The sequence below is a fragment of the Rhodanobacter sp. DHG33 genome (assembly GCF_014843005.1).
Lineage (GTDB): Bacteria > Pseudomonadota > Gammaproteobacteria > Xanthomonadales > Rhodanobacteraceae > Rhodanobacter_A.
This window is the reverse complement of the sequence record NZ_JACYXM010000001.1, coordinates 637,446-662,391: the sequence shown is the minus strand read 5'-3', so window position 1 is coordinate 662,391 and position 24,946 is coordinate 637,446. Positions and strand designations below refer to the sequence as shown.

The following is a 24,946-nucleotide window of genomic DNA, read 5'->3' as shown; positions in this document are numbered from 1 at the left end:
CAACTCACGTGTTGTGGGTTAAGTCTTGGGCAAACCATGGTGCCGTGCGCCGCACCAACTGGACAACCGATAGCATTACGGGCACTTCCACCAGCACACCGACCACAGTGGCAAGAGCAGCACCAGAGCGCAAACCGAAGATGCTGATTGCCGTTGCCACGGCCAGCTCAAAGAAGTTGCTGGCGCCGATGAGCGCAGCCGGGCCAGCCACACAATGGGGCACTCGCGCCCAACGGCTGAGACCGTAAGCAATACCCGCGTTGAGATACACCTGCACCACGATGGGCACGGCCAGCAGCAAAATCACCACGGGCTGGGCCACGATGGCCTCGCCCTGGAAACCGAACAACAACACCAACGTGGTCAGCAGTGCTCCCATTGACCAAGGGTCAATCCGGCATAGCGTAGCGTCAAAAGCACCGTGCCCTCCTTGGCGCAACAACTGTCGCCGCCAGAGCTGGGCCAACACCACCGGCACAACGATGTAGAGCAATACGGACAGCAGTAATGTGCCCCAAGGCACCATGATAGAAGCCACCCCCAACAGCAACGCCACGATGGGCGCAAAAGCCACGATCATGATCGTGTCATTGAGTGCCACCTGCGCCAGTGTGAAGTTGGGTTCTCCCCCACACAGGCGAGACCAAACGAACACCATCGCAGTGCATGGCGCCGCCGCCAGCAGAATCAAGCCGGCCATGTAGGCATCTTGCTGATCGGCGGGCAGCCATGCGGCAAACACATGCCGCACGAAGAGCCACCCCAGCACGGCCATGGAGAACGGTTTGATGGCCCAGTTCACCAGGAGCGTGATGCCAATCCCTCGGGTTTGTCGGCGGACGCCGGACAACTGGGCAAAATCCACTTTCAGGAGCATCGGCACGATCATCAACCATACCAATGCCGCCACCGGCAGGTTGATGCGTTGAACTTCCCAGGACGCCAGGACTTGAAAGGCTCCCGGAAAGGCATGGCCCAACACAATGCCGGCGACGATACATAGCGCGACCCAAAGGCTCAGGTAGCGTGCGAACAACCCCATGGGGGCGAGGGCCTCAGTGCTCATGAGTGCCCTGTTGCCCGATGGCGCGCAACTCCTTTTGGATGGCGATGCGGTCGAGCTTTTCCACTGGCAGGGCAAGCAGCAGTTCCACACGTCGGCGCAGCATCATCCACGCGGTTTGAAAAGCACGCTGCCGAACCTCCTCGGTTCCATCAGCAGCAACGGGATCTGGCACGCCCCAATGCGCGGTGACAGGTTGCCCCGGCCAAATCGGGCACACCTCACCGGCTGCGTTGTCGCAGACGGTGATGATGAAATCCATTTTCGGCGCGTCTGGCGCCGAAAACTCATCCCAACTCTTGCTGCGCAATGGCTCGTGATAGCCGAAGGCTTCGGCCAACTTGGCCGCCATGGGTTGCACCTTGCCACTCGGAAAACTGCCGGCGCTGTAAGCCTTGAAATGCCCCTGGTCCAAGACATTGAGCAGGGCTTCGGCCATCACACTGCGCGCGCTGTTGCCCGTGCATAGAAAAAGGACATTGAACGGTTGGGAGGACATATCAGCAGCACGCCCCGGCCGACGTGGGGCCATAGGTTTTCGGGGAAGAGGCAGCAGCCGCTGGGCCACAGCAGGTATTCGCGGAGGCCGTGGTATCCGTGAAAACGCTGGTGTAGGTCGTGGCATCGCCGAGGGTGTGGAACGTCTCCCACCGCACGCCTTGCGGATCCTCTGTCCAGAACTTGTCCGAGTGCGCGTAGCAACAGGTGGTGGCCTTCTCTGCCAGGGCCACGGCATCAGCCTGCAACAACCGTTCACCCATCGCGGTCAGTTCCATTTCGTCTTCCGCCTGTATCCCAAGGTGGTCAACGCCGGCGGGCCGGCCTCGCTGGGAAATGGCGAAGTTCACACGCGGATCGTCCAGCATCCACTTGGCATAGTCGGGTTTGGTCACGCTGGGCGTGGCACCAAACAACGTGGTGTAGAAGCGGATGCTGTCGGCCAGGTTGTCGACATTCACATGAGCATGGAAGCGTTTCATGGCGTCCTCCGTTTGGGTTTGCAGGTAGAAGCGGGAGAACAGGCTGCTCCAGACGAACCAGCGCAGCAGTTCTCGGTAAGGAACCCGAGCAACGCATTCATCTGGGGGTAGTTGGCTCGGCATTGGATAACTCGACCGCGACGCTCATCCGTGACCATGCCCGCACGGCGCAAGATGTTCAGGTGATTGGTCAGCGTGGCGCCAGCCATACCCGTAGCGTCCACCAACTCGCCAACGGCCATACCTTCGTCTCCCGCTTGAACCAGCAGGCGGAACAAGGTCAGACGATGCTCATGAGCCAGGGCATTGAGACATTCCAGGGCATTTTTCGATTTCATATTTCCAGAATAATAGAAATATTCACTTTGGATCAAGCCCCATGAAACGTGCCCCCTTCGCACGCGGGCATTGAGTAGCCACGCTACAACTACGTACTCGACAGGACGCAGATCAGGGACGTGACCACGCACCATGCAACCGCCAGTAGCGGCGGCCATTTGCCTACTATGAGTCCAACGAAGGCGATCAGCGCAATGGCGAAATCCTTGCCACCTTGAATAGCACTGACCCATACCGGGTTGTAGAGAGCGAAGGCCAGCAGGCCGACCACGGCGGCGTTCACGCCGGCGAGCATCCGAATAGCTTGTGTCCGAGCCGCCATGGTTCGCCAGAACGGCAAGGCACCTGAAACCATGAGCAGTCCCGGCAGGAAGATGGCGAGCAAGCTGACAATGGCACCCAATGCACCGCCTTGTCCGCCATGCAATGCCCCACCTAGGTAGGCAGACAGGGTGAACATGGGGCCTGGAACGGTTTGGGCCGCGCCGTAACCTGCAAGGAAGCGATCAGGGGTAATCCAGCCCGGATCGACCACGGCTTGCTTCAACAGGGGCAGCACCACATGGCCACCACCGAAGACCAGCGCGCCGGCACGATAGAAGGCGCTGGCAATCTGGCCCATCGGTGGCATCAGGGGCGTAGCCAAGAGCGCGATGGCCAGGAGTGCTCCATAGGCGACTAGGAAACCTGCGCCTGTGCGGGGGCCGTAATGCAGGGCGAACGTTTCTCCCACCTTCGCCTCGACCTGGCGACAGGCCCACGGGCCAAGCGCCGCGCCGCCTGCAACCACCAGCAATTGCATCCAGGCACTGGAGCTAAGGGCAATGAGCCCGACGGTAGCCGCGGCGATGAAGGCGCGAGGTCGATCTGGGCAAAGCGTGCGCGCCATACCCAGCACGCCTTGCGCTACGACGACCACGGCGACCAACTTGAGACCGTGGATGATCGCCTGGCCCCAAGGTCCAGCCATCTGACTACTTGCCTCCGCGAAGGCGAACATCAGGAGCGCCGACGGCAGCGTGAAGCAGACGAAGGCGGCCAGCGCACCCAACCAGCCTGCGCACAGCAAACCAATGGAAAATCCCAGTTGGCTGCTAGCTGGGCCGGGCAAGAACTGGCACAGGGCAAAGAGCTGACCGAAGTGTTGCTCATCCACCCAGCGACGCCGCTCCACGAACTCCCGATGGAAATAGCCGATGTGCGCGATGGGGCCGCCGAAGGACATCAGGCCCAGGCGGAGGAAAACACGTGCGACTTCGAGGGGGTGGCCGGGCGGTGTTCGGGCAGGCGCGTTGTCCGCCGTCGAAGGGGTCATATGCAATTGAAGAGCGCCATGAAGCCGAAATCCATGTGCAGCTGCATGTGGCAATGAAACAGGGAGAGACCCCGTTGGTCGGCGGTGAAGTCCACATCCATGCTTTGGTAACCGCCCAGCATCGCCACATCCTTGATGATGCCACTCGTCGGCTGGCCCGCGATGCGGGTGATCTCGAAGCTGTGACGGTGCAGATGCATTGGGTGGATGTCGTCGCTAGCGTTGTGCATCCGGAGCCGGTAGCGCCGCCCATGGTGTAACTGGAACAGGGGTTTCATCGCCTTCATGTCGAAGGCGACATCGTTGATCGTCCACCGGTTGAAGCCGCCAAGAGCGGCGTTCTGCTTGGCAAACGTCATTTCGAAGATTTCGTCGGGCTCTGCCGGATGCGCATCAGGCTTGGCGAACCGGCGGTAGTCCCAAGCAAAGGGCTTCGGCTTTTCCCAGCGCGGCTTACCGTGCTGCCCGGCATACTCGACCACGATGCCCATGCCGTGTTCGCGGTCATCGTCGGCCAGATCGCCCATCACCCAGACACCTGGGTGTTTCATCTCCACTATCGCGCTGATGCGTTCGGCGGTGCCCAGCCACAGCATGGGTACTTCGACGGGATGCGGTACGGGGTTGCCGTCCAGCGCGACCACCTTGAAGGTGTGCTGTGGCAGCGCAAGGCTCCGGATCTCGGTGGCGCTGCCGTTGACGATGTGGAACATCACTCGTTCGCCCACCTTCACGCGGATGGGGTCGCCGTGGCCCAGCACGCGCCCATTGATGGCAAACGCCTGGTAGCCCACTTCGTAGCCATGGGCGGCACCGCTGGCCAGCGACTTCTTCATGGCGGTTTCGCCACGCTCTTCCAGCAAAGGATCGCGCGCACTCGGCTGCAAGAAGTCCATGGCCATGTCGCCGCCCTTGCTGAAGAACGGGTCGAATTCCTTGAGCACCAGAAACACTTCGCGGTCGAACGCACCAGGGTCCTGTCGCGGCTCGATGTAGACGGTGCCAACCTGGCCACTGTATTGACCTGCGGTGAGGTCGCCGCCGGCTACTAGATGCGTGTGATAGAAGCGTAGCCCTGACGGCCCCGGTGTGAACGCCAAGCGTCGCATGCCGTGTGGCGGGATGAAGGGACTGCCTTCTTCCGCCGCGCCATCCACATCCGCGGAGACGGTCTGTCCATGCAAATGCAACTGTTCGGGTACATCGGTGTCGTTGTAGACATCCAGTACAGTGGGCTTGCCTTCGGTGAGCCGAAGGAGCGGCCCCGGAAATTGTCCGTTGTAGGTGGTGGTGGAAACAATGTGATCGGGAGCGAGTTCAACTAGGCTTCGATCGATCCGAAGCTTGTGATCGGGCTGAGTAGCTAACGCCCCGATGAGCGTAGATCCTGGCATGGTGAACGATCTACCCAACGACGAGATCGTGCCTCCCAAGGTCGCCATACCCGACAGCTGCAAAAAATCTCGACGTTTCATGGCTAGATTAGTTTGGTTCAAAGTGTCTACTTCGAGTGTCGATCAACCATGCAGTGCATGACTTTCTGGTAGCTCTGTTACTTCTTTTAAGTCGATGCAATCAGGGCATCCTGGTCGCGTAACACGGCCGAGAACTTAAAGTACCAAGGGAATGCCCATGAATCAGTTATCGAGAGTACGGCAGCACAATTCGAATTGAAGGGGCCTTGTAGATGTGTCAAGCGAAGACGCAGTCTTGCATTGTCCGAGATGATCCTGTGGTGTCCAAAGCCCACAATTTCAGGGATTTTCTGGATCCTAACCACTGCCAAAAGAGCGTCTGGGGGCATGGATGGGGGCATTTCGAATCTCTACTTTTACCCATCTATCTATAAATTATGGTAATTTCTTGCTCAATTTGGCTCCCTCCGGGGCGCCATCTTAAAATCCAAGAAAATCCGGAATCGTCCATAAGCTCGCGTTACGGGTACTGCTCTTGAAAGCATAATCTGGCCGTAACGGCCAAGCTTTCGGGTACGTCCTGCAGCCAGATTGACGTTCCAGCTTATGGCAAGACGCTTGACGAGCGTTCGGGAACTGATAGCGCATAGCGCCTACAGTCGTCCCTGCATTTCGTGGGAGGTTCTACCTCGTTCTCGGAAGCATCACATCTGCGGGCTGTGATACTCCAGTGCTACCGTCACGGCGGTCCCGTCTGCGCCTGAGCTCACTTTGAATGTTGCGCCCATTCGCTCCGCGCGCGCAGCCATGCTACGCATGCCGACCGACAAGCCTGCGCGCTGCACGGCTTCGACATCGAAGCCCCGACCTTCGTCGGAAATACACATCGTGAGTCTGCCAGGTTGGGTTTGCACCTCCACCTCCACCCGGGAGGTCTGACTGTGCTTGATGACGTTGGACAAGGCTTCTTCCGCCAGTCGTGTCAGGCCAAGGCATTGCAGCGCGCTAGGGTGACCTTGCCATTGAGGTGCGATGTGCCAGGCGGATGCTACGTCCATTTCATCCAGGATGTACGTGAAGCGATGGCGCAGCGGGGCAGCCCATTGCACGGGCGTATCGGGCACGATGGCGCCGGCGCTGGAGCCGTGATCAATCAACTGGCGTAGATCGTCGCGCAGAACCTTGAACAGCGACAGCACACGATCGTTGGCCAGCGGTCCTGGCGCTTGTTCCACGAGCGCCATGCTCCGCACCAGGCTGCTACCCAGCCCGTCATGCAGATCGTGGGCGATATGCATGCGCTCCTGCAGTTTGGCGTGCTCCAACATCTGCGTGTGTTCACGAGCCAAAGCCTGGGTCAGTTCGACGCGGGCGCTGGTGATGCCATGTTCCAGTTCGTGGTTGAAACGTTCCACCATGCGCATCTGCTGCACCAGTTGGCCACTCAGCAGCAGCATGACGAGGGTGATGGTCACGAGGCCATTGATCGCAGCCCAGTCGCGCGCCACGCCCCAAACGTCAGGTGCCAGGCCCAATGCGATCAACCCAGACAGCGAAAGCACCAGCCAACATAGTGCCAACAGCCGGTGTGTCGTCTGGCGTACCGACGGGCGTGGTCGCCATGCATGCCATTGGAATTGCAGGCAATTGACGAGAAACACGAACATCGACCCTCGCCATACATTGTCGAGCCAGCCGTTCAACGCGCCCGGCGGCGCGAGTAGCACGCCTCCTGTGCCAACGACAGCGAGCAACCAAAGCGCGCGTTCGGCCCAGGGCAGGCGCTGGGCGCCGAAAGAGAACGTGAACATGCAGGCGCACAGGACATAGCCCACCAACGCCACCACGCTGAAGCGTGCGCGAGAGATGGAGTCGGTCCAGGGCCAGGGCGAGGCGGCGAGATAAGTGCTCAAGTAAGCAAGCCAACACAGCGACATCAGCGCGAACCAGCCATAGGCGTGTTCCGTTGGCCGCAGTGCCCATAACAACAGGAACAACAGGCCTGCCATGCCTGCCAGCACGGCATTGATGGCGTAGACCGTGCGCTGGCGAAATTGGGCTCGATCTTGCGCGGCGGCCACGCGGGCGGCGTCACCCAGTCGCAGTCTGCCCAGGCCGGGCGACAGTGCGATCTTGCCGACGACGAGTACCCAGATAGTGTTCACGCCTGCATGCAGGCCGGATGCGGGCAGCAGCCACCAGCGCGGCACATTCCAACTGCGCGACAGCGGCTCCGCCAGTGACGCGTCGTGCCAGAGCATGTCGTCGTTTGCGAATACCTCGCCGGCGTCGGCGATGCCATCGATGCCGAGCGCAACGGATTCCTTGCCGCATCCGCCTTCCCAGTCGATTCGGTACCACGCTGTGCCGTTGTAGCCGGGCCAGCGTGTTCCCCAGTTATCGGGCAGCGTGACGTTTTGCCAGCCTCGCGTAGGGCGGGTCCCATCGGGCGATCGCGCCGCCTGTACCGATACGATGCGCAAATCGCATTGGTGTTGCGCAAGCGCGCAAGCGGGCAGCCAGCAAACCATCATCAGACACCAGACCCATAGCCGGCGTGTCACGGCAGCAGCCCCTGCGAGCGCGCCGCATGGACCGCCGCCATGCGCGATGAAACAGCCAGCTTGCGGTAGATATGCTTGATGTGGGTGTCCACCGTGCTCCGCGACACGAAGGTCTGCTCGGAGATTTCGCGATTGGTGAGACCGCTCGCCACCAGTTGCAGAATCTGGGCCTCGCGCTTGGTTAGCGCATTGTCGTTCGTGGAGGCTGCCTGCACGGGTTCGGCAGATGGCAGCAGTTCCAGGATGCGCCGTGCGATGAAAGGGTCGATGGGGGCACCGCCGCGCAGCACACTGCGGATGGATAACGACACCTCAATGTCGTCTCGTTCTTTGAGTACGTATCCCGTGGCGCCGGCGCGCAAGGCCCCCAGGATCGCGTCCTCGTTGCTCCATGCAGACACCACCAGAATGCCCAGCGCCGGATCTTGCTCGCGAAGTTCGCTGATCAACGTGCGCCCATCGCCATCGGGCAAATGCAGATCCACCAATGCCAGCGCCACTGGATGCGCGACCAGACACGTGTGCGCTTCCGCGAGCGATGCGGCGAACAGCAGCGCATCTGCCTCATAACCCAGCGACAGCAGCACGCCGCGCAAGCGCTGTTGTAGCAGCGGTTCGTCCTCCACTACCAGCACTGGGGCCGGCAACGCAGGCCGGGAGGCGGAAGGCTTTTCATCGACCATGCGCAGCATTGTAGAAGGCGCCATGAATTCCGAAATATCCCCTGAATTGGGGATATCTGGGCTTCCATGCCATCGGTACGATTCCGGCCGGTCGAGATACATCAGTCTGCAGCATGGGCCGTACGGAGTACGTTCCCGTGCGCAGAGGAATCCACAGGGGGATTACCAATGCGTCATCAGGCACAGTCGGTGAGAAGGAGCGCTGCGTACGGTTTTGCCTGCGCTGTTCCAATTCTTGTGGCGATGGCATGGGCGCCGCTTCCCGCCCAGGCCGCCGGCAATTGCACGGTTAGGCAAGAATCGGACGGTCGGTTCTACCTTGTCTGTACGACGATCGGGACCGTCGAGAACGCTCGCTTTCCGAGTACCGGCCAGAGTATCCGGGGAACCGGCCCTGTCGTCGTGACGCAGTCCGGCAGCAACGGCAGAAACGGCAACAATGGCTTTGCACCGTTCTACAACCCGACGTCGGGAGATCCGGGCAGCGCTGGACCGGGGATCACCGGTCAGTACGGCGGACCGACGGGACCGAGCGCGCAGGCGATCTACGTTCCGGCGGCACCGGCGGGCGGCCAGCCTGCCGGCGTCTACATTCTCTCGCAAGGCGGTGCCGGCGGCACCGGCGGCAATGGCCAAGTGACTTACGGCAGCGCACCCGGTGGCGTGGGCGGCAACGGTGGCAACATCGACATGTCCGTCACCCTCGCGCCGGTCTATACCTCGGCGCCCAATCTCCCCGGCGTCTGGGTCAAGAGCGTCGGTGGCAACGGCGGCAATGGCGGATCTGCCTACACAGTAGCGGGCAGCGCGGGAAATGGCGCGGTCGGCGGTAGCGGCGGCAGCGTCAATGTCTATGCCGGAGGCGGCATCTACACGAATGGCAACAGATCGGCGGCGATTCTCGCGCAGTCGATCGGCGGCAGCGGCGGCAGCGGTGGTCGAGGCGCGACGTTGTTCGGTGGCGGTGGCGGCAATGCCGCGCCGGGGCAGAACGGCGGCGCGGTGCAAGTCGCTCTGGGAGGCAACGCGCTGCTGGTCACCGCAGGCGATAACTCATCGGCGATTCTCGCGCAGTCGATCGGCGGGTTCGGCGGCGGCGGCGGTACGGCGACAGGACTCGTGACCTTCGGCGGGAGCGGCGCCAACGGCGGCGTCGGCGGAGCGGTGAAGGTGATCGGTACGATGGGCTCGTCCATCATCACGCTCGGCGACGATTCCAACGGTATCGAAGCGCAATCGATCGGTGGTGGCGGCGGCGCGGGCGGCAGTGCCGGTGGACTCTACGCGGCAGCTGCGAGCGGTGCCGCCGGCGGCGCGGGCTCGACCGTCACCGTGAACAGCAACTCCGCGATCGACACCTACGGCGTGCTTTCAAAAGGCATCTTCGCGCAGTCGATCGGCGGCGGCGGCGGCGATGGCGGTTCTGCGGGTGGACTTGTTTCGCTCGGCGGTAACGCGAGCGTGGCCAGCAACGGCGGCAACGTCACGATCACCAACGGCGGGGCGATCACGACGCATGCGGTTGGAAACGGTATCGGCGACGGCAGCTCGGTTGGCTCGCAGGCGATTCTCGCCCAGTCGATCGGCGGCGGTGGCGGCAACGGCGGTGTAGCGGCGGGTTGGGTTTCGGTCGGCGGCGGTGGCGGTGCGGGCGGCAACGGCGGCAGTGTCTCCGTGACCGATTCCGGCGCCCTCGCGACCTCCGCGAAATTTTCGCAAGCGGTGCTTGCGCAGTCGATCGGCGGCAACGGCGGCAACGGCGGTGGCGCGTTGGCCTTCGGTGCTGGCGGCTCGCTTGCCATCGGCGGCAACGGTGGCAAAGGAGGCAATGGCGGCGGCGTCAACGCAAGCCTCAATGGCGGTTCGATCGCGACCGGCGGCGATTTTTCGAGCGGACTTCAGGCGCAATCGATCGGCGGCGGCGGCGGCAATTCCGGCGCGGCGATCTCGGGAACGATCCCGGCAAACATCGGGTTCAGCGCTGCCGTTGCGATCGGCGGCAGCGGTGGTAGCGGAGGAACCGGCGGCAACGTCAATATCGCTTCTTCCGGTTCGATCGCGACCAACGGCTTTCTCTCCAGCGGCATCTTCGCGCAGTCGATCGGCGGCGGCGGCGGCAACGGCGGTTTCGCTTTTGCGGCGAGCGGCGATGCAGTTGCCATTGGCGTTGCGCTTGGCGGCAGCGGCGGCAGCGGCGGCAATGCCGGTACGGTCCTCGTGAACTCCGGCAATACCGTCACCACTAGCGGCAATGAATCGATCGGCATCGAGGCGCAGTCGATCGGCGGCGGTGGCGGCAATGGCGGCGCCAGCCTCTCTGCTGCCCTCAGCTCGACCGGATCGCTTACGTTGAGCAACGGCGGGAGTGGCGGTTCCGGTGGCAGCGGTTCCTCGGTGGAAGTCCACGCACAATCCAACGTGACGACGAGCGGTGCGAATGCGGATGCCATTGTCGCGCAATCGATCGGCGGCGGTGGCGGCAACGGCGGTTTCTCGGGAACGCTTGCGGCCTCGGCGGGTCCGGCTTCGCTCGGCGTAGCGCTCGGCGGTAAGGGTGGGAGTGGCAACAGCGGCGGCTCGGTAAAGGTCTTTGCCGGTGACAGCGCGATCGGCACGTTGCAGACGAGCGGCGACGAGTCGGCCGCGATCGTTGCGCAATCGATCGGCGGCGGCGGCGGCAATGGCGGCTTCAGCATCGGCGTGGCCGGAGCGAAGGGGGCCGTAGCGGCGTCGTTCGCGATGGGTGGTGCGGGCGGAAGCGGTGGCACGGCCTCGACCGCCGACGTGCAAAATCGCGATTCGATAAAAACCTTCGGCACCGAATCCGACGGCATACTCGCGCAATCGATCGGCGGCGGCGGCGGCAACGGCGGTTTCGCCATCTCGGGGGCCTTGAGTTTGACGGGATCTAGCGTCGGCATCTCGTACGGCGGAAGCGGCGGAAACGGGAACACGGCCGGTGCGGTGACCGTAACGAATGGCGGTACCACGGTGGCATCGAGCATTTCCACGCAAGGCGCGGGTTCCGATGCGATTCTCGCGCAGTCCATCGGCGGCGGCGGCGGCAACGGCGGATTCAGTGCGGCAGGCGCAGTCGGCAACTCGTTCGCGCTCGGTTTGGCCCTGGGTGGTGGCGGTGGCAACGGCAACAGCGCCGGAGCCGTCTCCGTGAACAACTACGGGAAACTCACGACCCTCGGCAACGATGCGCTCGGCATCGGTGCGCAATCGATCGGCGGCGGCGGCGGTTCGGGCGCGTTGAACATCGACGGGAATCTCGACCCGAAAAGCGGCGGCGGCACGCTGTCGTTCGGCAGCGGCGGCATGGCCGGCAACGGCGGCATCGTCGCCGTGATGAGCAATGGCGCCATCTCGACCGGCGGTGCGAATTCGAGTGGATTGCTCGCGCAGTCGATCGGCGGCGGTGGCGGATACGGCGGCATGAGCTATGTCACGCAATGGGCGAGTCAGGCCGGCATCAGTTTCGGCAGTACCGCTGCCGGCGGAAACGGCGATGCGGTGACGGTCAATGTCGGTTCGAATATCGCGACGTCCGGCGCGAACTCCGAAGCGATCAGCGCACAGTCGATCGGCGGCGGCGGTGGAGAGGGCGGCTATGCGGTTTCCGGCGGCCTGAATTTCTCCGGCAAACCTGCGGTACCGCCGCGCGCGTTCGGCTCTTCGGGCGGTGCGGGCGGGAACAGCGGGCTTGTCGCCGTGACGACAACGGCATCGCAGTTGACGACGAAGGGAGACAATTCCGACGGGATTCTCGCGCAATCGATCGGCGGCGGCGGCGGCGATGGCGGCTTCGCCGTCGCGGGGCAGGTTGCGACCGGCTACACCGGCAGCGTTGCGATGGGCGGGTACGGTGGCAACGGCGGCTCGGCGGGCGGCGTCAACGTGAACAACGGTTCGTCGATCGCCACGTCGGGAAGCAATGCGTCGGGCATCGTCGCGCAATCGATCGGCGGCGGCGGCGGCAACGGGGGATCCTCGTTTTCGGCGACGGCATCGCAGAACATCAGCGCGAATCTTGCGCTCGGCGGCAAAGGCGGCGCGGGTGGCGGCGCAAGCGCGGTCAACGTCTTCCTGGGCGCGAGTGCACCGGTCACTAACGCTTCGAACATCGTGACGACCGGCAGCCTCTCGAACGGCATTGTCGCGCAATCGATCGGCGGTGGCGGTGGCGACGCGGGCTTCGCGATTGCCGGTTCGATCAATGGCCAGGGCGGAGCGAACGCGGCCTACGGCATGAGTGCCGGCAACGCATCGAACGGCGGCAATGTCGGGGTGACGTACGGCCAGTCGAGCATCACGACAAGCGGCGTGCAATCCAAGGCGATTCTCGCGCAATCGATCGGCGGCGGCGGCGGCGACGGTGGCTTCAGCATTGCCGGGGCGTACCAGGGGTCGGGAGGGCTCAACCTGGCGTTTGGCGGGTCGGGTGGCAACGGAGGCAGCGGCGGTGGTGCGCAAATTCTCGTCGGTGCGTTTGCCAGCGGTATCGGTGCGTTGCCGGTGACGTTCACGACATCCGGGCTGCTCTCCGATGCGCTGGTCGCGCAATCGATCGGCGGCGGCGGCGGCGATGGTGCGATCAGCGTCGCGGCAGCCGGCGCGCAGTACGGTGCACCGAGTCTCGGGCTCGGCGGCACTGGCGGCGCCGGCGGCAACGGCGGCACGGCGTACATCATGAGTTCGGCCGGTGTCGGTACGAGCGGCAATTACTCCGAAGCGATTCTCGCGCAGTCGATCGGCGGTGGCGGTGGCGAGGGCGGGTTTGGCGTCTCCGTGATGGGCAATCAGGCGGGCGCAGCAGCAGTGGTGCTCGGTGCCTCCGGCGGCGTGGCCGGCGACGGCGGCAGCGCGAGTGTCACGACGAACAACAGCATTGAGACGAAAGGCATCGGTTCGTTCGGCGTCATCGCGCAATCGATCGGCGGCGGCGGCGGTCTCGTGCGTCTTGGTTCCGGTGGCATGGCGACACTCGGCGCCAATGGCGGCAGCGGCGCCGGCGGCAGCGTCAACGTGATGACGGGGCTTCCCGGATACTCGATCTCGACCGCCGGCAATGGTTCGTTCGGAATTTTTGCGCAATCGGTTGGCGGCGGCGGCGGTGCCGCCATCGGCGCCACCGGCTACGCACTGAAATCCGGAACCGGCAACGGCGGCACGGTCGCCGTGACGAACAAGGCCAACGTTGCGACCTCCGGCACCGGTTCGATCGGCCTATTCGCGCAATCGGTTGGCGGCGGCGGCGGTTATGCGGGGTCCGCAACGAACTTCTTCGCCGGAAGCGCCGGCGGCAAGGGCTCCGCCGGCAACGTGACGGTGACCAGCAACGGCAACATCGCGACGACGGGCGTAGATGCGACGGGCATCTTCGCGCAGAGCACGGGAGGCGGCAATGCGCGCGGTGCTGACGTCAACGTCGTCATCGGCGGAAGCGTGACGGCGACGAATGCCTCCGCGATCGTTGCGCAGAGCAGCGGTGGCGTGGCGGGCGGCAATGTCAGCGTGACGCTGAATGGCGGCGCGGTCGTGCAAGGTACGTCCGGCGTCGTCATGAGCGGTGCGAACGCGACGCTGATCAATGGCGGCAGGATCGTCGCCAACAATGTCCTCAACGGCAACGCGATTTCTTCGAGTGCGGCGACGACCGCAATCACGAACAACGATTACATGCGCGGCAGCGTCCAGCTGGCCGCAAACAACGCCAATACGTTCGTGAACAACGGCTCGTTCCAGTTCGGCAATGTCATCAATCTCGGTGGAGGCACGCTGACGAACAACGGCTCGATCGGCGTGCAGAGCACCCAGGCGACGCTCAGCGGCAATCTCGTCAATAACGGAGGAATCTACGCGAATCTTGACGTGGCGACCGGTCAGGGGACGGATCTCAGGGTCACGGGCAACGCGACGCTGAAAGGCTTGCTGGATGTCGGGATCGCGAACGCCGGTCAGCAGCTGCCGGGCGAACACACGTACAAGGTCGTCAGCGTCGGCGGAACGTTCGATGCTTCCGGGCTCACGCTCGTGCTCCCCAAATCGCTGCTCGAAACGTTCTCGCTCGTCACCCAGGCAACACCCGGCTCGGGTGGAACCGACATCCTGCTGCAAACGAAAGTCGATTACGCGAAGGTCGGCGTAAGCGGCGCGGTCCGTGGTTTTGGCAGCTATCTCAACCAGGCCGAGGCCGCTGGTGGCGATCCGGGGCTCGACGGCGCGATTGCCGATGCGGTCGAGGCGACGAATGCGAATCAAATCGCCGCGCTCTACGACGAACTCTCTCCTGGGGTATATGGCGCGGCGCAGGCCGCGACCCTGGCTAACGCACTGGATTTCTCGCGGCAGATCATGTCGTGCAAATCGCCGGGGTCGGATTTCATGGCTGCTTCAAGCGAGCGGTGCACATGGGGCTGGATCGGTGCTTCCCACGCGAGCCAGACCGGCGGCGGCGCGACGCTTGCATACACCGATAACACCATGGGTTTCTCGTCCGGGTATCAAGACGCCGTGGGTTCCGATGGCAGCACGCTCTTCGGTGCCGCAGTCGCCTATGGCCGGGACACGCTCGATGCGGATTCGACCAGGATGAGCGGTTCGCACGTTGCGCTCGGTGCGAGCATCAAACAGGAACTCGCGCACGATGTGTCGTTCGATCTCGCGCTGAGCGGCGGAATGCGTACGTTCAATTCGAACCGCAGCCTGGTCTTTTTCGACACCTCGGTCTCCAACGACCTCGGTGGCGGTCTCGCCAATGCGGGAACGTATGCAACGCCCTCTCTCACGGCGACAGGCAGGGGTGACGTCGCATTTGCCAACGCAACGCTGCGCGTCGACAAGCTCGTGAAGCTGGGCGCCAACTTCGGAATCGCCCCCTATTTGGCGATAGGCGCAACGCGCCTCGACGCCAGTCACATCGACGAATCCGGCGCGGCAGCCTACGACGCGCGAGTTGCGGCGCAGAGCGACAACTATGTCACGGTGCAGCCGGGTGTCGAATTCGGCGGCACCTTCGGCGGCGATCGTTTCCAGGTTCGGCCGCTCGTGGACATCTCGGCGACCAGTTACATCGGGAACCACTCGGTCGGCGTCAATGCGATGCTCGAAGGGCAATCGTCGAACCTCGGTTATATGCCGTTCTCCAGCGCAATCGATCGCACGGCCTGGAACATCACGCCTGCGCTCGATATCGTCGGGAAGAACGGCTTGAGCCTCCGTCTCCAGGGCACGTTCGACTTCAGCGATCACGCCCGTCGGAATGCGTTGAGCATCAACCTTACGAAGCAGTTTGGTTCGAGATGATCAAGGAGTTGCCCGCATTCCGCGCGCAGCTCGCCGGTCGTGCGGGAGTGCCGGAGTCGGCTTGCCCGTGAGGCAAGATCCGCGCTCCTGCACTCACTTCCCGTCCGTCACCTCGAACGCCTGCTGTGCCACCGGCTTGCCGTCCAGCGAGATTTCCACCACGTACTTGCCGGCGGGCCAGCGGTTGGGGTTCTGCACTTCGAACGTGGTGACGGCGGAGCCGTCGGTGACGACGTTCTGGCTGAGTTCGTTGACCAGCACGCCCTGGCCCTCTAGATAGCGCCAGCGCGCGTCGAGCTTGGCGCCAGCGGTGCGGCCGCTGGTGGCGACGCTGGCGTAGATCGTGTGGGTATCGGCGCTGAAGCGGGTGGCCGACGCGGTCACGGCGTAGCCGGTGTCGATCGCGGTGCCCAGGGCGAGGGAGGAAACGTGGAAGACGTTGGCGTCGACGGCCTTCGCTGTGCTGCTGGCCGGGGCAGGTGCGGGAGTCTTGGCCACGGAGGTGGCGGGGGGCTTGCCGGTCTGCGCTTTCGCCGGGGGGGTCTTGGGCGCAGGCGCATTCTTCGCTGCCGTGGCGTCGTCGTGCCGGTGGCAGCCACACAACAGTGCGACGACGCAGCACAGCGCGAGACCTTGGGCGAAGCGATGCATGGCAGTACCCCACATGGTTATGGCGTGTCCGCGGTCGAGGCGCTCCTGCGGCATGCCGCAGGGCTCACCGCGATGCGTGCTGCGAGGCTAGCGGGTGCGGTCTGAAGCGCCGGTTACTGTCGTGCGCCGCGCAGGTTCTCCGGCATGGCCGGCACGCTGCTGCGGAACGGATTGATGTCCAGTCCGCCACGACGCGTGTAGCGCGCATACACGCTGAGCCGCTCCGGCGCGCAGCGCGCCATCACGTCCATGTAGATGCGTTCCACGCACTGCTCGTGGAATTCGGTGTGCGTGCGGAAGGAGACCAGGTAGTGCAGCAGGCCTTCGCGGGCTATGGGCGCGCCGCGGTAGGCGATCTGCACGCTGCCCCAGTCGGGCTGGCCGGTGACCGGGCAGTTGGAGCGCAGCAGGTCGGAGACCAGGGCTTCCTCGACCACGGCGGCGTTCGCGTCGGCGCAAAGGTAGTCGGCCTTGGGCGGCCCGTAGTCGCTGATCGTCGCCGGCAGCGCGTCGATGGATTCGCCCGCGAGGTCGGCGAACGCGTGCGCGCTGGTGCGCGCGGGATGCAGGGTGACTTCCACCGCATCGCCGGCGGCGTCGCCGAGATCCTTCTGCAGCAACGCGCGCAGCGCATCCACGCTGGGCAGCGGTTCCTGCGCGAAGCCGTTCAAGTACAGCTTGAACGACTTGGATTCGATGATGTTCGGCGAGGCGGCCGGCACGCGAAATTCCGCCACCGCCAGCTGCGGCTTGCCGTGCGCGTCCAGCCACGACAGTTCGTAGGCATTCCAGATATCGCAGCCGTAAAAGGGCAGGGTTTCGCCCACGCCGATCTCGGCGCGCTTGGCGGAGCGGGGGATGGGGAACAGCAGGCTGGGATCGTAGCGGTCGATGTAGACCGTGGCCTTGCCGAGCTGGGATTGGTCGGGGGTACTCATTTGCCTAGTGTAACGGTGACTTCTGGCCTATCCCCCCACGCGCCGCGGTTTCCATAATGGGCGGGCCTCCCACGAGCCCATCCCCACGATGAAAACTTCTCTTCCGGCCTGCGCCGCCCTGTTCGTCGCCGCCGCGCTGTGCGCACCCGCGCATGCGCAGGACAAGGCGTCGGCCTTCGATCCGCAGGCGCTCTTCGCGCCGCTTTCCCTGCCGTATCCGGTCAATGCGTTCCGCGACGGCGCCGGCAGGCCCGGCCCCGAGTTCTGGCAGAACCGCGCCGACTACGACATCAAGGCCAGCATCGACCCGGCCACGCACGGCCTTGCCGGCGACGAGACCATCACCTACACCAACAACAGCCCAGACGCGCTGGACATGCTGTGGGTGCAGCTCGACCAGAACATCTACAAGCCCGATTCGCGCGGCGCGATCACCTCGCCGTGGCCGAGCAAGCATGGCGAATCTACCGACGGCTACCAGCTCGACGCAGTGGAAGTGGATGGCAAGGCGGTGCATTACCTGGTGGACGACACGCGCCTGCGCGTGGACCTGCCGGAGGCGCTCAAGGCCAAGGGCGGCCAGCTCAAGCTGCGCATCCGCTATCACTACACCGTGCCCGGCGAATGGGGCGGTCGCACCGCGGTCACGCCCAGCAAGAACGGCGACATCTACGAGATCGCGCAGTGGTTCCCGCGCATGGCGGTGTACGACGACCTGCGCGGGTGGGACACGCAGCCCTACCTGGGCCAGGAGTTCTACCTCGAATACGGTAACATCGACTATGCCGTGACGGTGCCGTGGAACTACCTCGTGGAAGGTTCCGGCCAGCTGACGAACCCCGACCAGGTGCTCACCGCCACCGAGCGCGAGCGCCTTGCGCAGGCGGCCAACAGCGACCGCACCGTGTACATCCGCAAGCCGGAGGAAGTGAACGATCCTGCTTCGCGCCCCACGCGCAGCGGCACGCAGACCTGGCGCTTCCACATGGAGCACACGCGCGACGTGGCCTTCGCCGCCTCGCCCGCCTTCGTGTGGGATGCCGCGCGCATCAACCTGCCCGACGGCAAGCACGCGATGGCGATGTCGATCTATCCGGTCGAGGGCGTGGGCGCCGACAAATGGAACCGCTCCACCGAATACGTCAAGGGCGCGGTCGAGCACTTCTCGTCGAAGTGGTACCCGTACCCGTGGCCGAATGCGATCAACCTCGGCGGCCACGGCGCCGGCATGGAGTACCCCGGCATCGTGTTCGACGGCTTTACCGACAGCGGCGCGCCGCTGTTCTGGATCAGCGCGCACGAAATCGGCCACACCTGGTTCCCGATGGTGGTGGGCTCCAACGAGCGCCGCAACGCGTTCATGGACGAGGGCTTCAACACCTTCATCGACGTGTATGCGTCGGATGCCTTCAACCATGGCGAATACGGTCCCAAGCGCGACGGCGAGTACGCACCGCAGGGCGGCAACCCGGTGGACGACATCCTGCCGCTGCTGGCCGATCCGAACGCGCCCACGCTGATGGCGCACGCCGATTCGATCAGCGAGAAGTACCGCCACCCGCTCACTTACTTCAAGGGCGCGCTGGGCCTGATCCTGCTGCGCGAGCAGATCCTCGGCCCGGATCGCTTCGATCCTGCGTTCCGTGCCTACATCCGTACCTGGGCCTACCATCACCCCACGCCTTCGGATTTCTTCCGCTTCATGGACAGCGCGGCGGGCGAGGACCTGTCGTGGTGGTGGCGCGGCTGGTACTTCCACAACTGGCAGCTGGACATGGGCGTCACGGGCGCCAGCTACGTGGGCAACGATCCGGCCAAGGGCGTCACGGTGACCCTGGTCAGCAAGCAGAAGCTGGTGATGCCGGCCACGCTGCGCGCGGACTTCACCGACGGCACGCATCTCGACGTCCACCTGCCGGTGGAGACCTGGCGCTTCAGCGCCACGCCCAAGGTGACCCTGGCTACCACCAAGGCCATCGCCAAGCTGGAGCTCGATCCCGACCACAAGCTGCCGGACGCGGATCGCTCCAACAACAGCTACACGATGCACTGACGTCCGGCCCCCTCTCCCGATGCCGGGAGAGGGGGCCCGTTTCGCCAGCTCAGCTGTTGATGTGCGTCATGCTTGCCGCCGCATAGCGCGCGCCGGCCACGGCCTCGGGCGGGAACACCGCGTCGATGGCGGCCAGGTCGTCCTTCGACAGAGTCACGTCCAGCGCCCCGAGGTTCTCGTCCAGGCGGCTGCGCTGCTTGGTGCCGGGAATCGCCAACACCTCGTCGCCCTGTGCCAGCACCCAGGCCAGCGCCAGCTGCGCGGGCGAGCAGCCCTTGTCGGCGGCGAGCGTCTTCACCTTGTCCACCAGCGCCAGGTTGCGCGTGAAGTTCTCGCCCTGGAAACGCGGGCTGGAACGGCGATAGTCGTCGGCCTCGAAATCCTCCGGCGAACGTATCGCGCCGGTGAGGAAGCCGCGGCCCAGCGGCGAGTAGGCGACGAACGAGATGCCCAGCCGGCGGCAGGCATCGAGCACGCCGTTGTTCTCGGGGTCGCGGGTCCACAACGAGAACTCGCTCTGCAATGCGGCGATGGGGTGCACCTTGCTGGCGCGTTCCAGCGTGGCGGCGGAAGCCTCGGAAAGGCCGAGGTGGCGCACCTTGCCGGCCTGCACCAGCTCGGCCATCGCGCCCACGGTTTCCTCGATCGGCACGGTCGGGTCCACGCGGTGCTGGTAGTACAGGTCGATGGCCTCGATGCCGAGCCGCTTCAGGCTGCCTTCGCAGGCAGCACGGATGTACTCGGGCCGGCCGTTGATGCCGCGCGCCTGCGGGTTGGCCGGGTCGCGCACGATGCCGAACTTGGTGGCGATGAAGGCCTGCTCGCGGCGGCCCTTGATCGCCTTGCCCACCAGTTCCTCGTTGATGTGCGGGCCGTACATGTCGGCGGTGTCGAGCAGGCTGAGGCCGCGGTCCAGCGCGTGGTGGATGGTGGCGATGGATTCGGCGTCGTCGCGGTGGCCGTAGAAATCGCTCATGCCCATGCAGCCGAGGCCGAGGGCGGAGACTTGCGGGCCGTTCTTTCCGAGCGTGCGGGTTTGCATGTGGGGTTGCTCGCGTGGGTGAAGGTGGCGCCATGCTGCGCCCTGGCCGTTGTGGAATAAATACCTAATAATCGTCATCACTATTCCATTGGTGGCAACAATCCATGGATCGCCTGGACACCATGCGGCTGTACGCGCGGATCGTCGAGCTGGGCAGCTTCACCGCCGCCGCCAACGACCTCGGCCTGCCGCGCGCCACGGTCACCCACGCCATCAAGCAATTGGAATCGCGGCTCGGCGCGCAGCTGCTGCAGCGGACCACGCGCTGCCAGCGCGTCACGCGCGACGGCCAGGCCTATTACGCGCATTGCGTACGCCTGCTGGCCGACCTGGACGAGGTGGAAGCCGATTTCCGCGAAGCGGCGCTGAAGCCGCAGGGCCGGCTGCGCATCGACCTGCCGGCCACGCTGGCGCGGCAGCTGGTGATACCGGCGTTGCCCGAGTTCTGCGCGCGCTTTCCGCAGATCGAGTTGGACATCGGCACCAGCGACCGCTTCGTGGATTTGCTGCGCGAAGGCGTGGACTGCGTGCTGCGCGTGGGCGAGCTGCCGGACTCGGGGCTGGTGGGGCGGCGCGTGGCCACCTTGGCCCAGGTCACCGTGGCCAGTGCCGCCTATCTGCGCCGTCACGGCAAGCCCGCCACGCTGGCCGATCTGCAGCAGGGGCACCTCGCGGTGAACTGGGCCTCGCCCACCACGCGCCGGGCCGAGCCTTCGCTGGAGTTCGTCGTGAACCGCCGCCGCCGCGAGGTGAGCCTGCCGGCGCGCGTCACCGTCAGCGGCGTGGACGCCTATCTCGCCTGTTGCGAGGCGGGGCTGGGCATCGCGCAGTTTCCGCGCTACCGCATCGTCGACGCGCTGGCCCGCGGGACCCTGCGCGAAATCCTGCACGGCTTGCCGCCGCCTTCGCTGCCGGTGCACGTGCTGTATGCATCGCAGCGACAGATGCCGGCGCGGCTGCGCGTGTTCGTGGACTGGCTGGTGGAGTTGATCGAGCGGCAGCCGTGATGGCCGGGCGGTTGGTTCAGTGCGATGCGATCGGCGTCTGCTGCGCAAAGTACGCATGCCATGCGCCGCGATCCCAGACGTAGTAATCGGCGAACCATTGCCGCCGGACCTGGCCGTCTGCGCCCTTCGATGTGCTGACGCCATAGGCGACGGCCGCGTCGCCATGCAGCAGCACCTGCTCGCCGGGGAAATCCGGTATCGGCAGATGCTTTCCCTGGTTGGCCCGTGCAAGGGCAAGCTCGTCGTCCAGGTGCCCCATGCGGCCGTCGCCGAAGATTTCGGTGAATGCCGGCAGCAGCAGGCACGACTCCAGTTCCGCATCGCCCGTGAGGAAGGCCACAGACCAGGTCCGTTCGAGTCGCTGTATTGTGGCTGCGTCCCGGTGCTGACCTTGCAGTTCGGGACGATGGCATGCCGCGGCAGCTTGCGCGTGGGCAGGCATGCACGCCACGGCGGCAAGACCCGCCGCCAGGGACCATGCGCGTCCGCGTCGCGGATGCGCCGACAGGTCGGAATGACGTTTCACGGGCATCCCCCGGTGGTGGCCTGTCGTCAGGTTATCGCTGCCGTGCCAGGCCGCCGCGATCCTGTGACGGCCGACGGCTTCGCAGTGACGAACGGCCGTATCTCGGCAGCGGGCGGAAGGGGAAAGGCGTGAAGTTCCGCTCAGGACGTGCGCGGCAACACCGGCCGCGGTGCGCAGGTACCCATGGTCTCGCTGGTAAGCGGTGCGCCCGCGGCGAGCAAGGCGGCGCGCTGCTCGGCCAGAGGTAGGCGCAGCGTGCAGTCTTCGTAGCGGGCAAGTTTCTGCATCACTGGCAACGCCTGCACGCGCTCCACCAGTGCAGCGGTGTGCGGCCAGCGCGCGGCGTCGATGGTGTAGCGGGAAAAGAAGGCGGTGCGGAAATAGCTGGCGATGCTGATGTCGGCGATGGAGAGCGCGCCGAAGAGGAAGCCGTCCGCCGGCATCTGGGTTTCCAGGTAGTCGAGCGCGGCGGGGATCTCCACTTCCAGCGCCTGCGTCACCACTGCCTCGTCGGCGGGTTCGTTGAACACGCGGCGGCGGATCGAGCGCTGGTAGAACACCCGCCAGATCAGGCCGTCGGCCAGCCGCGTGTCGGCGTATTCCTCCAGCCAGCGGGCACGGGCGCGGTCCGCGATGTCGCGCGGGTAGATCGACGGCGAAGGGTGCCTGTCTTCCAGGTACTGGCAGATCACGGTGGAGTCGTTCACCACCAGCCCGTCGTCGATCAGCACCGGCACGCGCTTCAGCGGGCTGAGGCGCGCGAAGGCCTCGTTGCCTATGAACGGCGGCATCGGGTCGACCTCGTAATCCAGCTCCTTCAGTTCCATGCAGGCCAGCACCTTGCGCACATAGGGCGACAGGTAGCTGCCGATGACCTTGAGACGAACCATCGCGGCACTCCATTGGGCGGGATCGGAACAGCGTGCGCGCAGGGTCGCGGCGGCGTCAATCGGTCCGGAACAGGCACGGGCGCACGGTATCGCGCGCTTCGACGGCGGCCTTGTCAACCGATTCTGTCCACCGCCGTTGGCAGTCGGTCATACCGCCGTAGTCCGGCGACCGGTCATCGAAGCTTTTTGCGGTATAGAGCGGCAAAACATACGAATAGCCGCGACAGCGCTTGACGCTGTGAACGATGGGGGACGTGGTAATGGGCGAGAGGGGAGCCGCTCCATCGTGGCGGTTTCACGCTGGTCGCATCCCGGTCCGGTACAACCCGAACGACCCCGGGCAGCGATGCGCATGCCGCTTCTCTCTCCACTTCACTGTCATCTAGCAGAGAGGAGTGGTTTTCCATGATCAGGTCAATTTCGAATGGGGAAGGCTTCAAGCGTGACGCTTCGCGCCTCGCACGGCGTGCATGCATGCTTTCGCTCGCCGTGGCCATGGCCTTGGGCGCGACGACGACGGCATGGGCCGGGGAGTTCATGACGCATCACGTGCGCGATGCGGTACGCCAGGGAGCGGCGAAGCAGGTGGGCGACCTGCCCGCCAACCAGCTGATGAGCCTCGACGTGGTGCTTCCGGTGAGCGACCAGGCCGGCCTCGACCGGTTCGTGGCCAGCGTGACCGATCCCAGCAGCATCAGTTATCGCGACTACCTCACGCCGGCGCAGTTCACCGTGGTCTACGGCCCCACCCAGCACGACTACGACGCCGTCGTGAAGTATCTGGTGAGGAACGGCTTCACGGTCACCGGCGGCAGCCGCGACGGCATGGACGTACAGATCGTCGGCCCGGTCTCCGCGGTGGAGTCGGCCTTCAACGTGAAGATGCATACCTACCAGCATCCCACCGAGAACCGCGTTTTCTACAGCCCGGATCGCGAACCCTCGACATCGCTGGCGATGCCGCTGTGGCACGTCTCCGGCCTGAACAACTACTCGATTCCCCACCCCATGCTGGTGAAGAAGAGCGACTACGCGCGGGAGCACGGCATCTCTCCCGACGCCGTGGTGTCGCATGCGACGACGGGTTCCGGCCCCTCGGGCTCGTTCCTGGGCAGCGACATGCGCGCGGCCTACTACGGCGGCACCGCGCTGACCGGCGCCGGCCAGAACCTGGGCCTGTTCGAGTTCGTAGGCACCGACCTGGCCGACCTGGCCACGTACTACAAGAACGTGGGGCAGACCAACAACGTGCCCGTCACGTTGTTGTCGACGGACGGCACCAGCACCGCGTGTGTCGATTCCAGGGCGGGCGGTAGTTGCGACGACACCGAGCAGACGCTGGACATGACGCAGGCACTCGGCATGGCGCCGGGGCTGGCCAGCCTGACGGTTTACGTCGGTTCCACCGATACCGCCATCCTCAGCTCCATGACCACGCACAGCCCGCTGCCGACCACCATCGGCTGCTCGTGGGGCTGGACGCCGGCCGACCCGAGCACGCTGAATCCCTATTGGGAAAAGATGGCCGCGCAGGGCCAGAGCTTCTTCGTCGCCTCCGGCGACAGCTCGACCTGGTCGAAGCGCAACGAGGCATGGCCGGCCGATGCCGCCTACGTCATCGGCGTCGGCGGCACCGACCTGACCACCGCTTCGGCGGGCGGGGCCTGGGCCTCCGAAACGGCATGGGTCGACAGCGGCGGCGGCATCTCGCCGGACAAGATCGCCATTCCCTCGTGGCAGGCGGCTTCCGGCGTGATCAACAGCAGCAACAAGGGGTCGACGACCTACCGCAACGGTCCGGACGTCTCGGCCAACGCCAACTTCACGTTCTACGTGTGCGCGGATCAGACCACCTGCACGGCCAACGACTACGGCGGCACCAGCTTCGCCGCACCGATGTGGGCGGCCTTCGCCGCGCTGGCCAACCAGCAGTCGACCGCGAGCGGCGGCGCCACCGTCGGCTTCTTCGATCCGGCCATCTATGCGCAGAACGAGTCGGGCGGCAAGCTGACCAGTGCGTACACCACGGACTTCCACGACATCACCAGCGGCAAGTCCGGTACCTACTCGGCCGTGACGGGTTTCGACCTGGTCACCGGCTGGGGCAGCCCGAAGCCGGCGCTGATTTCGGCGTTGATTCCGTAGTTGCGATCGGTGGCTTTCCCGGAG

17 protein-coding genes are annotated in these 24,946 nt (G+C 64.8%); 4 read left to right on the top strand and 13 right to left on the bottom strand.

Annotation, left to right across the window (positions count from 1 at the left end; translation table 11 throughout):
- Positions 1-4: 4 nt before the first annotated feature.
- The 8 genes from arsB to IHE46_RS02835 form a co-directional block, all read right to left on the bottom strand.
- Positions 5-1,066, bottom strand: coding sequence for an ACR3 family arsenite efflux transporter (arsB, locus tag IHE46_RS02870; protein ID WP_192163079.1), 1,062 nt, complete (start codon positions 1,064-1,066; stop codon positions 5-7).
- Positions 1,056-1,562: an arsenate reductase ArsC gene (locus IHE46_RS02865; protein ID WP_192163078.1), complete on the bottom strand. Its 507-nt coding sequence runs from the start codon at positions 1,560-1,562 to the stop codon at positions 1,056-1,058. The genes arsB and IHE46_RS02865 overlap by 11 nt, the downstream gene beginning before the upstream one ends.
- A gap of 1 nt (position 1,563) precedes the next feature.
- Complete coding sequence (locus tag IHE46_RS02860; RefSeq protein ID WP_192163077.1) at positions 1,564-2,043, bottom strand: ArsI/CadI family heavy metal resistance metalloenzyme; 480 nt, start codon at positions 2,041-2,043, stop codon at positions 1,564-1,566.
- The gene (locus IHE46_RS02855; protein WP_192163144.1) at positions 2,040-2,381 is read right to left on the bottom strand and encodes a metalloregulator ArsR/SmtB family transcription factor; all 342 of its coding nucleotides are present in this window, start codon (positions 2,379-2,381) and stop codon (positions 2,040-2,042) included. The genes IHE46_RS02860 and IHE46_RS02855 overlap by 4 nt, the downstream gene beginning before the upstream one ends.
- An 89-nt stretch (positions 2,382-2,470) precedes the next feature.
- Positions 2,471-3,697, bottom strand: coding sequence for a chromate efflux transporter (gene chrA, locus IHE46_RS02850; RefSeq protein WP_192163076.1), 1,227 nt, complete (start codon positions 3,695-3,697; stop codon positions 2,471-2,473).
- Entirely contained in the window at positions 3,694-5,172 is a 1,479-nt protein-coding gene (locus IHE46_RS02845; RefSeq protein ID WP_225562729.1) for a multicopper oxidase domain-containing protein, read from the bottom strand. Before IHE46_RS02845 ends, chrA begins: the two co-directional genes overlap by 4 nt.
- Positions 5,173-5,816: 644 nt before the next feature.
- Positions 5,817-7,595 (bottom strand): ATP-binding protein, encoded by a 1,779-nt coding sequence (locus tag IHE46_RS02840; protein WP_225562728.1) that lies wholly within the window; start codon positions 7,593-7,595, stop codon positions 5,817-5,819.
- A 77-nt stretch (positions 7,596-7,672) separates the two neighbouring features.
- Complete coding sequence (locus tag IHE46_RS02835; RefSeq protein ID WP_225562727.1) at positions 7,673-8,461, bottom strand: response regulator transcription factor; 789 nt, start codon at positions 8,459-8,461, stop codon at positions 7,673-7,675.
- 300 nt (positions 8,462-8,761) lie between these two features.
- Between IHE46_RS02835 and IHE46_RS02830 the strand changes: the two genes are divergently transcribed.
- Positions 8,762-15,670 (top strand): autotransporter outer membrane beta-barrel domain-containing protein, encoded by a 6,909-nt coding sequence (locus IHE46_RS02830; protein ID WP_192163075.1) that lies wholly within the window; start codon positions 8,762-8,764, stop codon positions 15,668-15,670.
- 93 nt (positions 15,671-15,763) lie between these two features.
- Here IHE46_RS02830 and IHE46_RS02825 read toward each other — a convergent pair whose 3' ends face one another.
- Positions 15,764-16,321 carry a hypothetical protein gene (locus IHE46_RS02825; RefSeq protein ID WP_192163074.1) on the bottom strand — a complete coding sequence of 186 codons (558 nt, stop codon included), beginning with the start codon at positions 16,319-16,321 and terminating at the stop codon, positions 15,764-15,766.
- Positions 16,322-16,434: 113 nt separating this feature from the next.
- Positions 16,435-17,259 carry an NADPH-dependent 7-cyano-7-deazaguanine reductase QueF gene (gene queF / locus IHE46_RS02820; RefSeq protein ID WP_192163073.1) on the bottom strand — a complete coding sequence of 275 codons (825 nt, stop codon included), beginning with the start codon at positions 17,257-17,259 and terminating at the stop codon, positions 16,435-16,437.
- Positions 17,260-17,347: 88 nt separating this feature from the next.
- Here queF and IHE46_RS02815 point away from each other — a divergent pair, with 88 nt between their 5' ends.
- Positions 17,348-19,312: a M1 family metallopeptidase gene (locus IHE46_RS02815; protein WP_192163072.1), complete on the top strand. Its 1,965-nt coding sequence runs from the start codon at positions 17,348-17,350 to the stop codon at positions 19,310-19,312.
- Between the two features lie 49 nt (positions 19,313-19,361).
- Here the strand turns inward: IHE46_RS02815 and IHE46_RS02810 are convergent, their stop codons facing one another.
- Positions 19,362-20,354, bottom strand: coding sequence for an aldo/keto reductase (locus IHE46_RS02810; RefSeq protein WP_192163071.1), 993 nt, complete (start codon positions 20,352-20,354; stop codon positions 19,362-19,364).
- A 104-nt stretch (positions 20,355-20,458) separates the two neighbouring features.
- Here IHE46_RS02810 and IHE46_RS02805 point away from each other — a divergent pair, with 104 nt between their 5' ends.
- On the top strand, positions 20,459-21,361 hold the full coding sequence (locus tag IHE46_RS02805) for a LysR family transcriptional regulator (RefSeq protein ID WP_192163070.1): 903 nt from the start codon (positions 20,459-20,461) through the stop codon (positions 21,359-21,361).
- Between the two features lie 16 nt (positions 21,362-21,377).
- Here IHE46_RS02805 and IHE46_RS02800 read toward each other — a convergent pair whose 3' ends face one another.
- Together IHE46_RS02800 and IHE46_RS02795 are read right to left on the bottom strand one after the other, a co-directional pair.
- Positions 21,378-21,701: a hypothetical protein gene (locus tag IHE46_RS02800; protein WP_225562726.1), complete on the bottom strand. Its 324-nt coding sequence runs from the start codon at positions 21,699-21,701 to the stop codon at positions 21,378-21,380.
- Between the two features lie 326 nt (positions 21,702-22,027).
- A complete protein-coding gene (locus IHE46_RS02795; RefSeq protein WP_192163068.1) occupies positions 22,028-22,777 on the bottom strand; it encodes a glutathione S-transferase family protein in 750 nt (249 codons plus the stop codon).
- A gap of 474 nt (positions 22,778-23,251) precedes the next feature.
- Here IHE46_RS02795 and IHE46_RS02790 point away from each other — a divergent pair, with 474 nt between their 5' ends.
- On the top strand, positions 23,252-24,922 hold the full coding sequence (locus IHE46_RS02790) for a S53 family serine peptidase (protein WP_192163067.1): 1,671 nt from the start codon (positions 23,252-23,254) through the stop codon (positions 24,920-24,922).
- Positions 24,923-24,946 lie beyond the last annotated feature (24 nt).

Coding starts and splice junctions, on each gene's coding strand:
- IHE46_RS02795 (WP_192163068.1), bottom strand. CDS start 22,777: ATGGTTCGTCTCAAGGTCATCGGCAGCTACCTGTCGCCCTATGTGCGC.
- IHE46_RS02815 (WP_192163072.1), top strand. CDS start 17,348: ATGAAAACTTCTCTTCCGGCCTGCGCCGCCCTGTTCGTCGCCGCCGCG.
- queF (WP_192163073.1), bottom strand. CDS start 17,259: ATGAGTACCCCCGACCAATCCCAGCTCGGCAAGGCCACGGTCTACATC.
- IHE46_RS02860 (WP_192163077.1), bottom strand. CDS start 2,043: ATGAAACGCTTCCATGCTCATGTGAATGTCGACAACCTGGCCGACAGC.
- IHE46_RS02825 (WP_192163074.1), bottom strand. CDS start 16,321: ATGCATCGCTTCGCCCAAGGTCTCGCGCTGTGCTGCGTCGTCGCACTG.
- IHE46_RS02865 (WP_192163078.1), bottom strand. CDS start 1,562: ATGTCCTCCCAACCGTTCAATGTCCTTTTTCTATGCACGGGCAACAGC.
- IHE46_RS02805 (WP_192163070.1), top strand. CDS start 20,459: ATGGATCGCCTGGACACCATGCGGCTGTACGCGCGGATCGTCGAGCTG.
- IHE46_RS02835 (WP_225562727.1), bottom strand. CDS start 8,461: ATGTATCTCGACCGGCCGGAATCGTACCGATGGCATGGAAGCCCAGAT.
- chrA (WP_192163076.1), bottom strand. CDS start 3,697: ATGACCCCTTCGACGGCGGACAACGCGCCTGCCCGAACACCGCCCGGC.
- IHE46_RS02810 (WP_192163071.1), bottom strand. CDS start 20,354: ATGCAAACCCGCACGCTCGGAAAGAACGGCCCGCAAGTCTCCGCCCTC.
- arsB (WP_192163079.1), bottom strand. CDS start 1,066: ATGAGCACTGAGGCCCTCGCCCCCATGGGGTTGTTCGCACGCTACCTG.
- IHE46_RS02845 (WP_225562729.1), bottom strand. CDS start 5,172: ATGAAACGTCGAGATTTTTTGCAGCTGTCGGGTATGGCGACCTTGGGA.
- IHE46_RS02790 (WP_192163067.1), top strand. CDS start 23,252: ATGCTTTCGCTCGCCGTGGCCATGGCCTTGGGCGCGACGACGACGGCA.
- IHE46_RS02855 (WP_192163144.1), bottom strand. CDS start 2,381: ATGAAATCGAAAAATGCCCTGGAATGTCTCAATGCCCTGGCTCATGAG.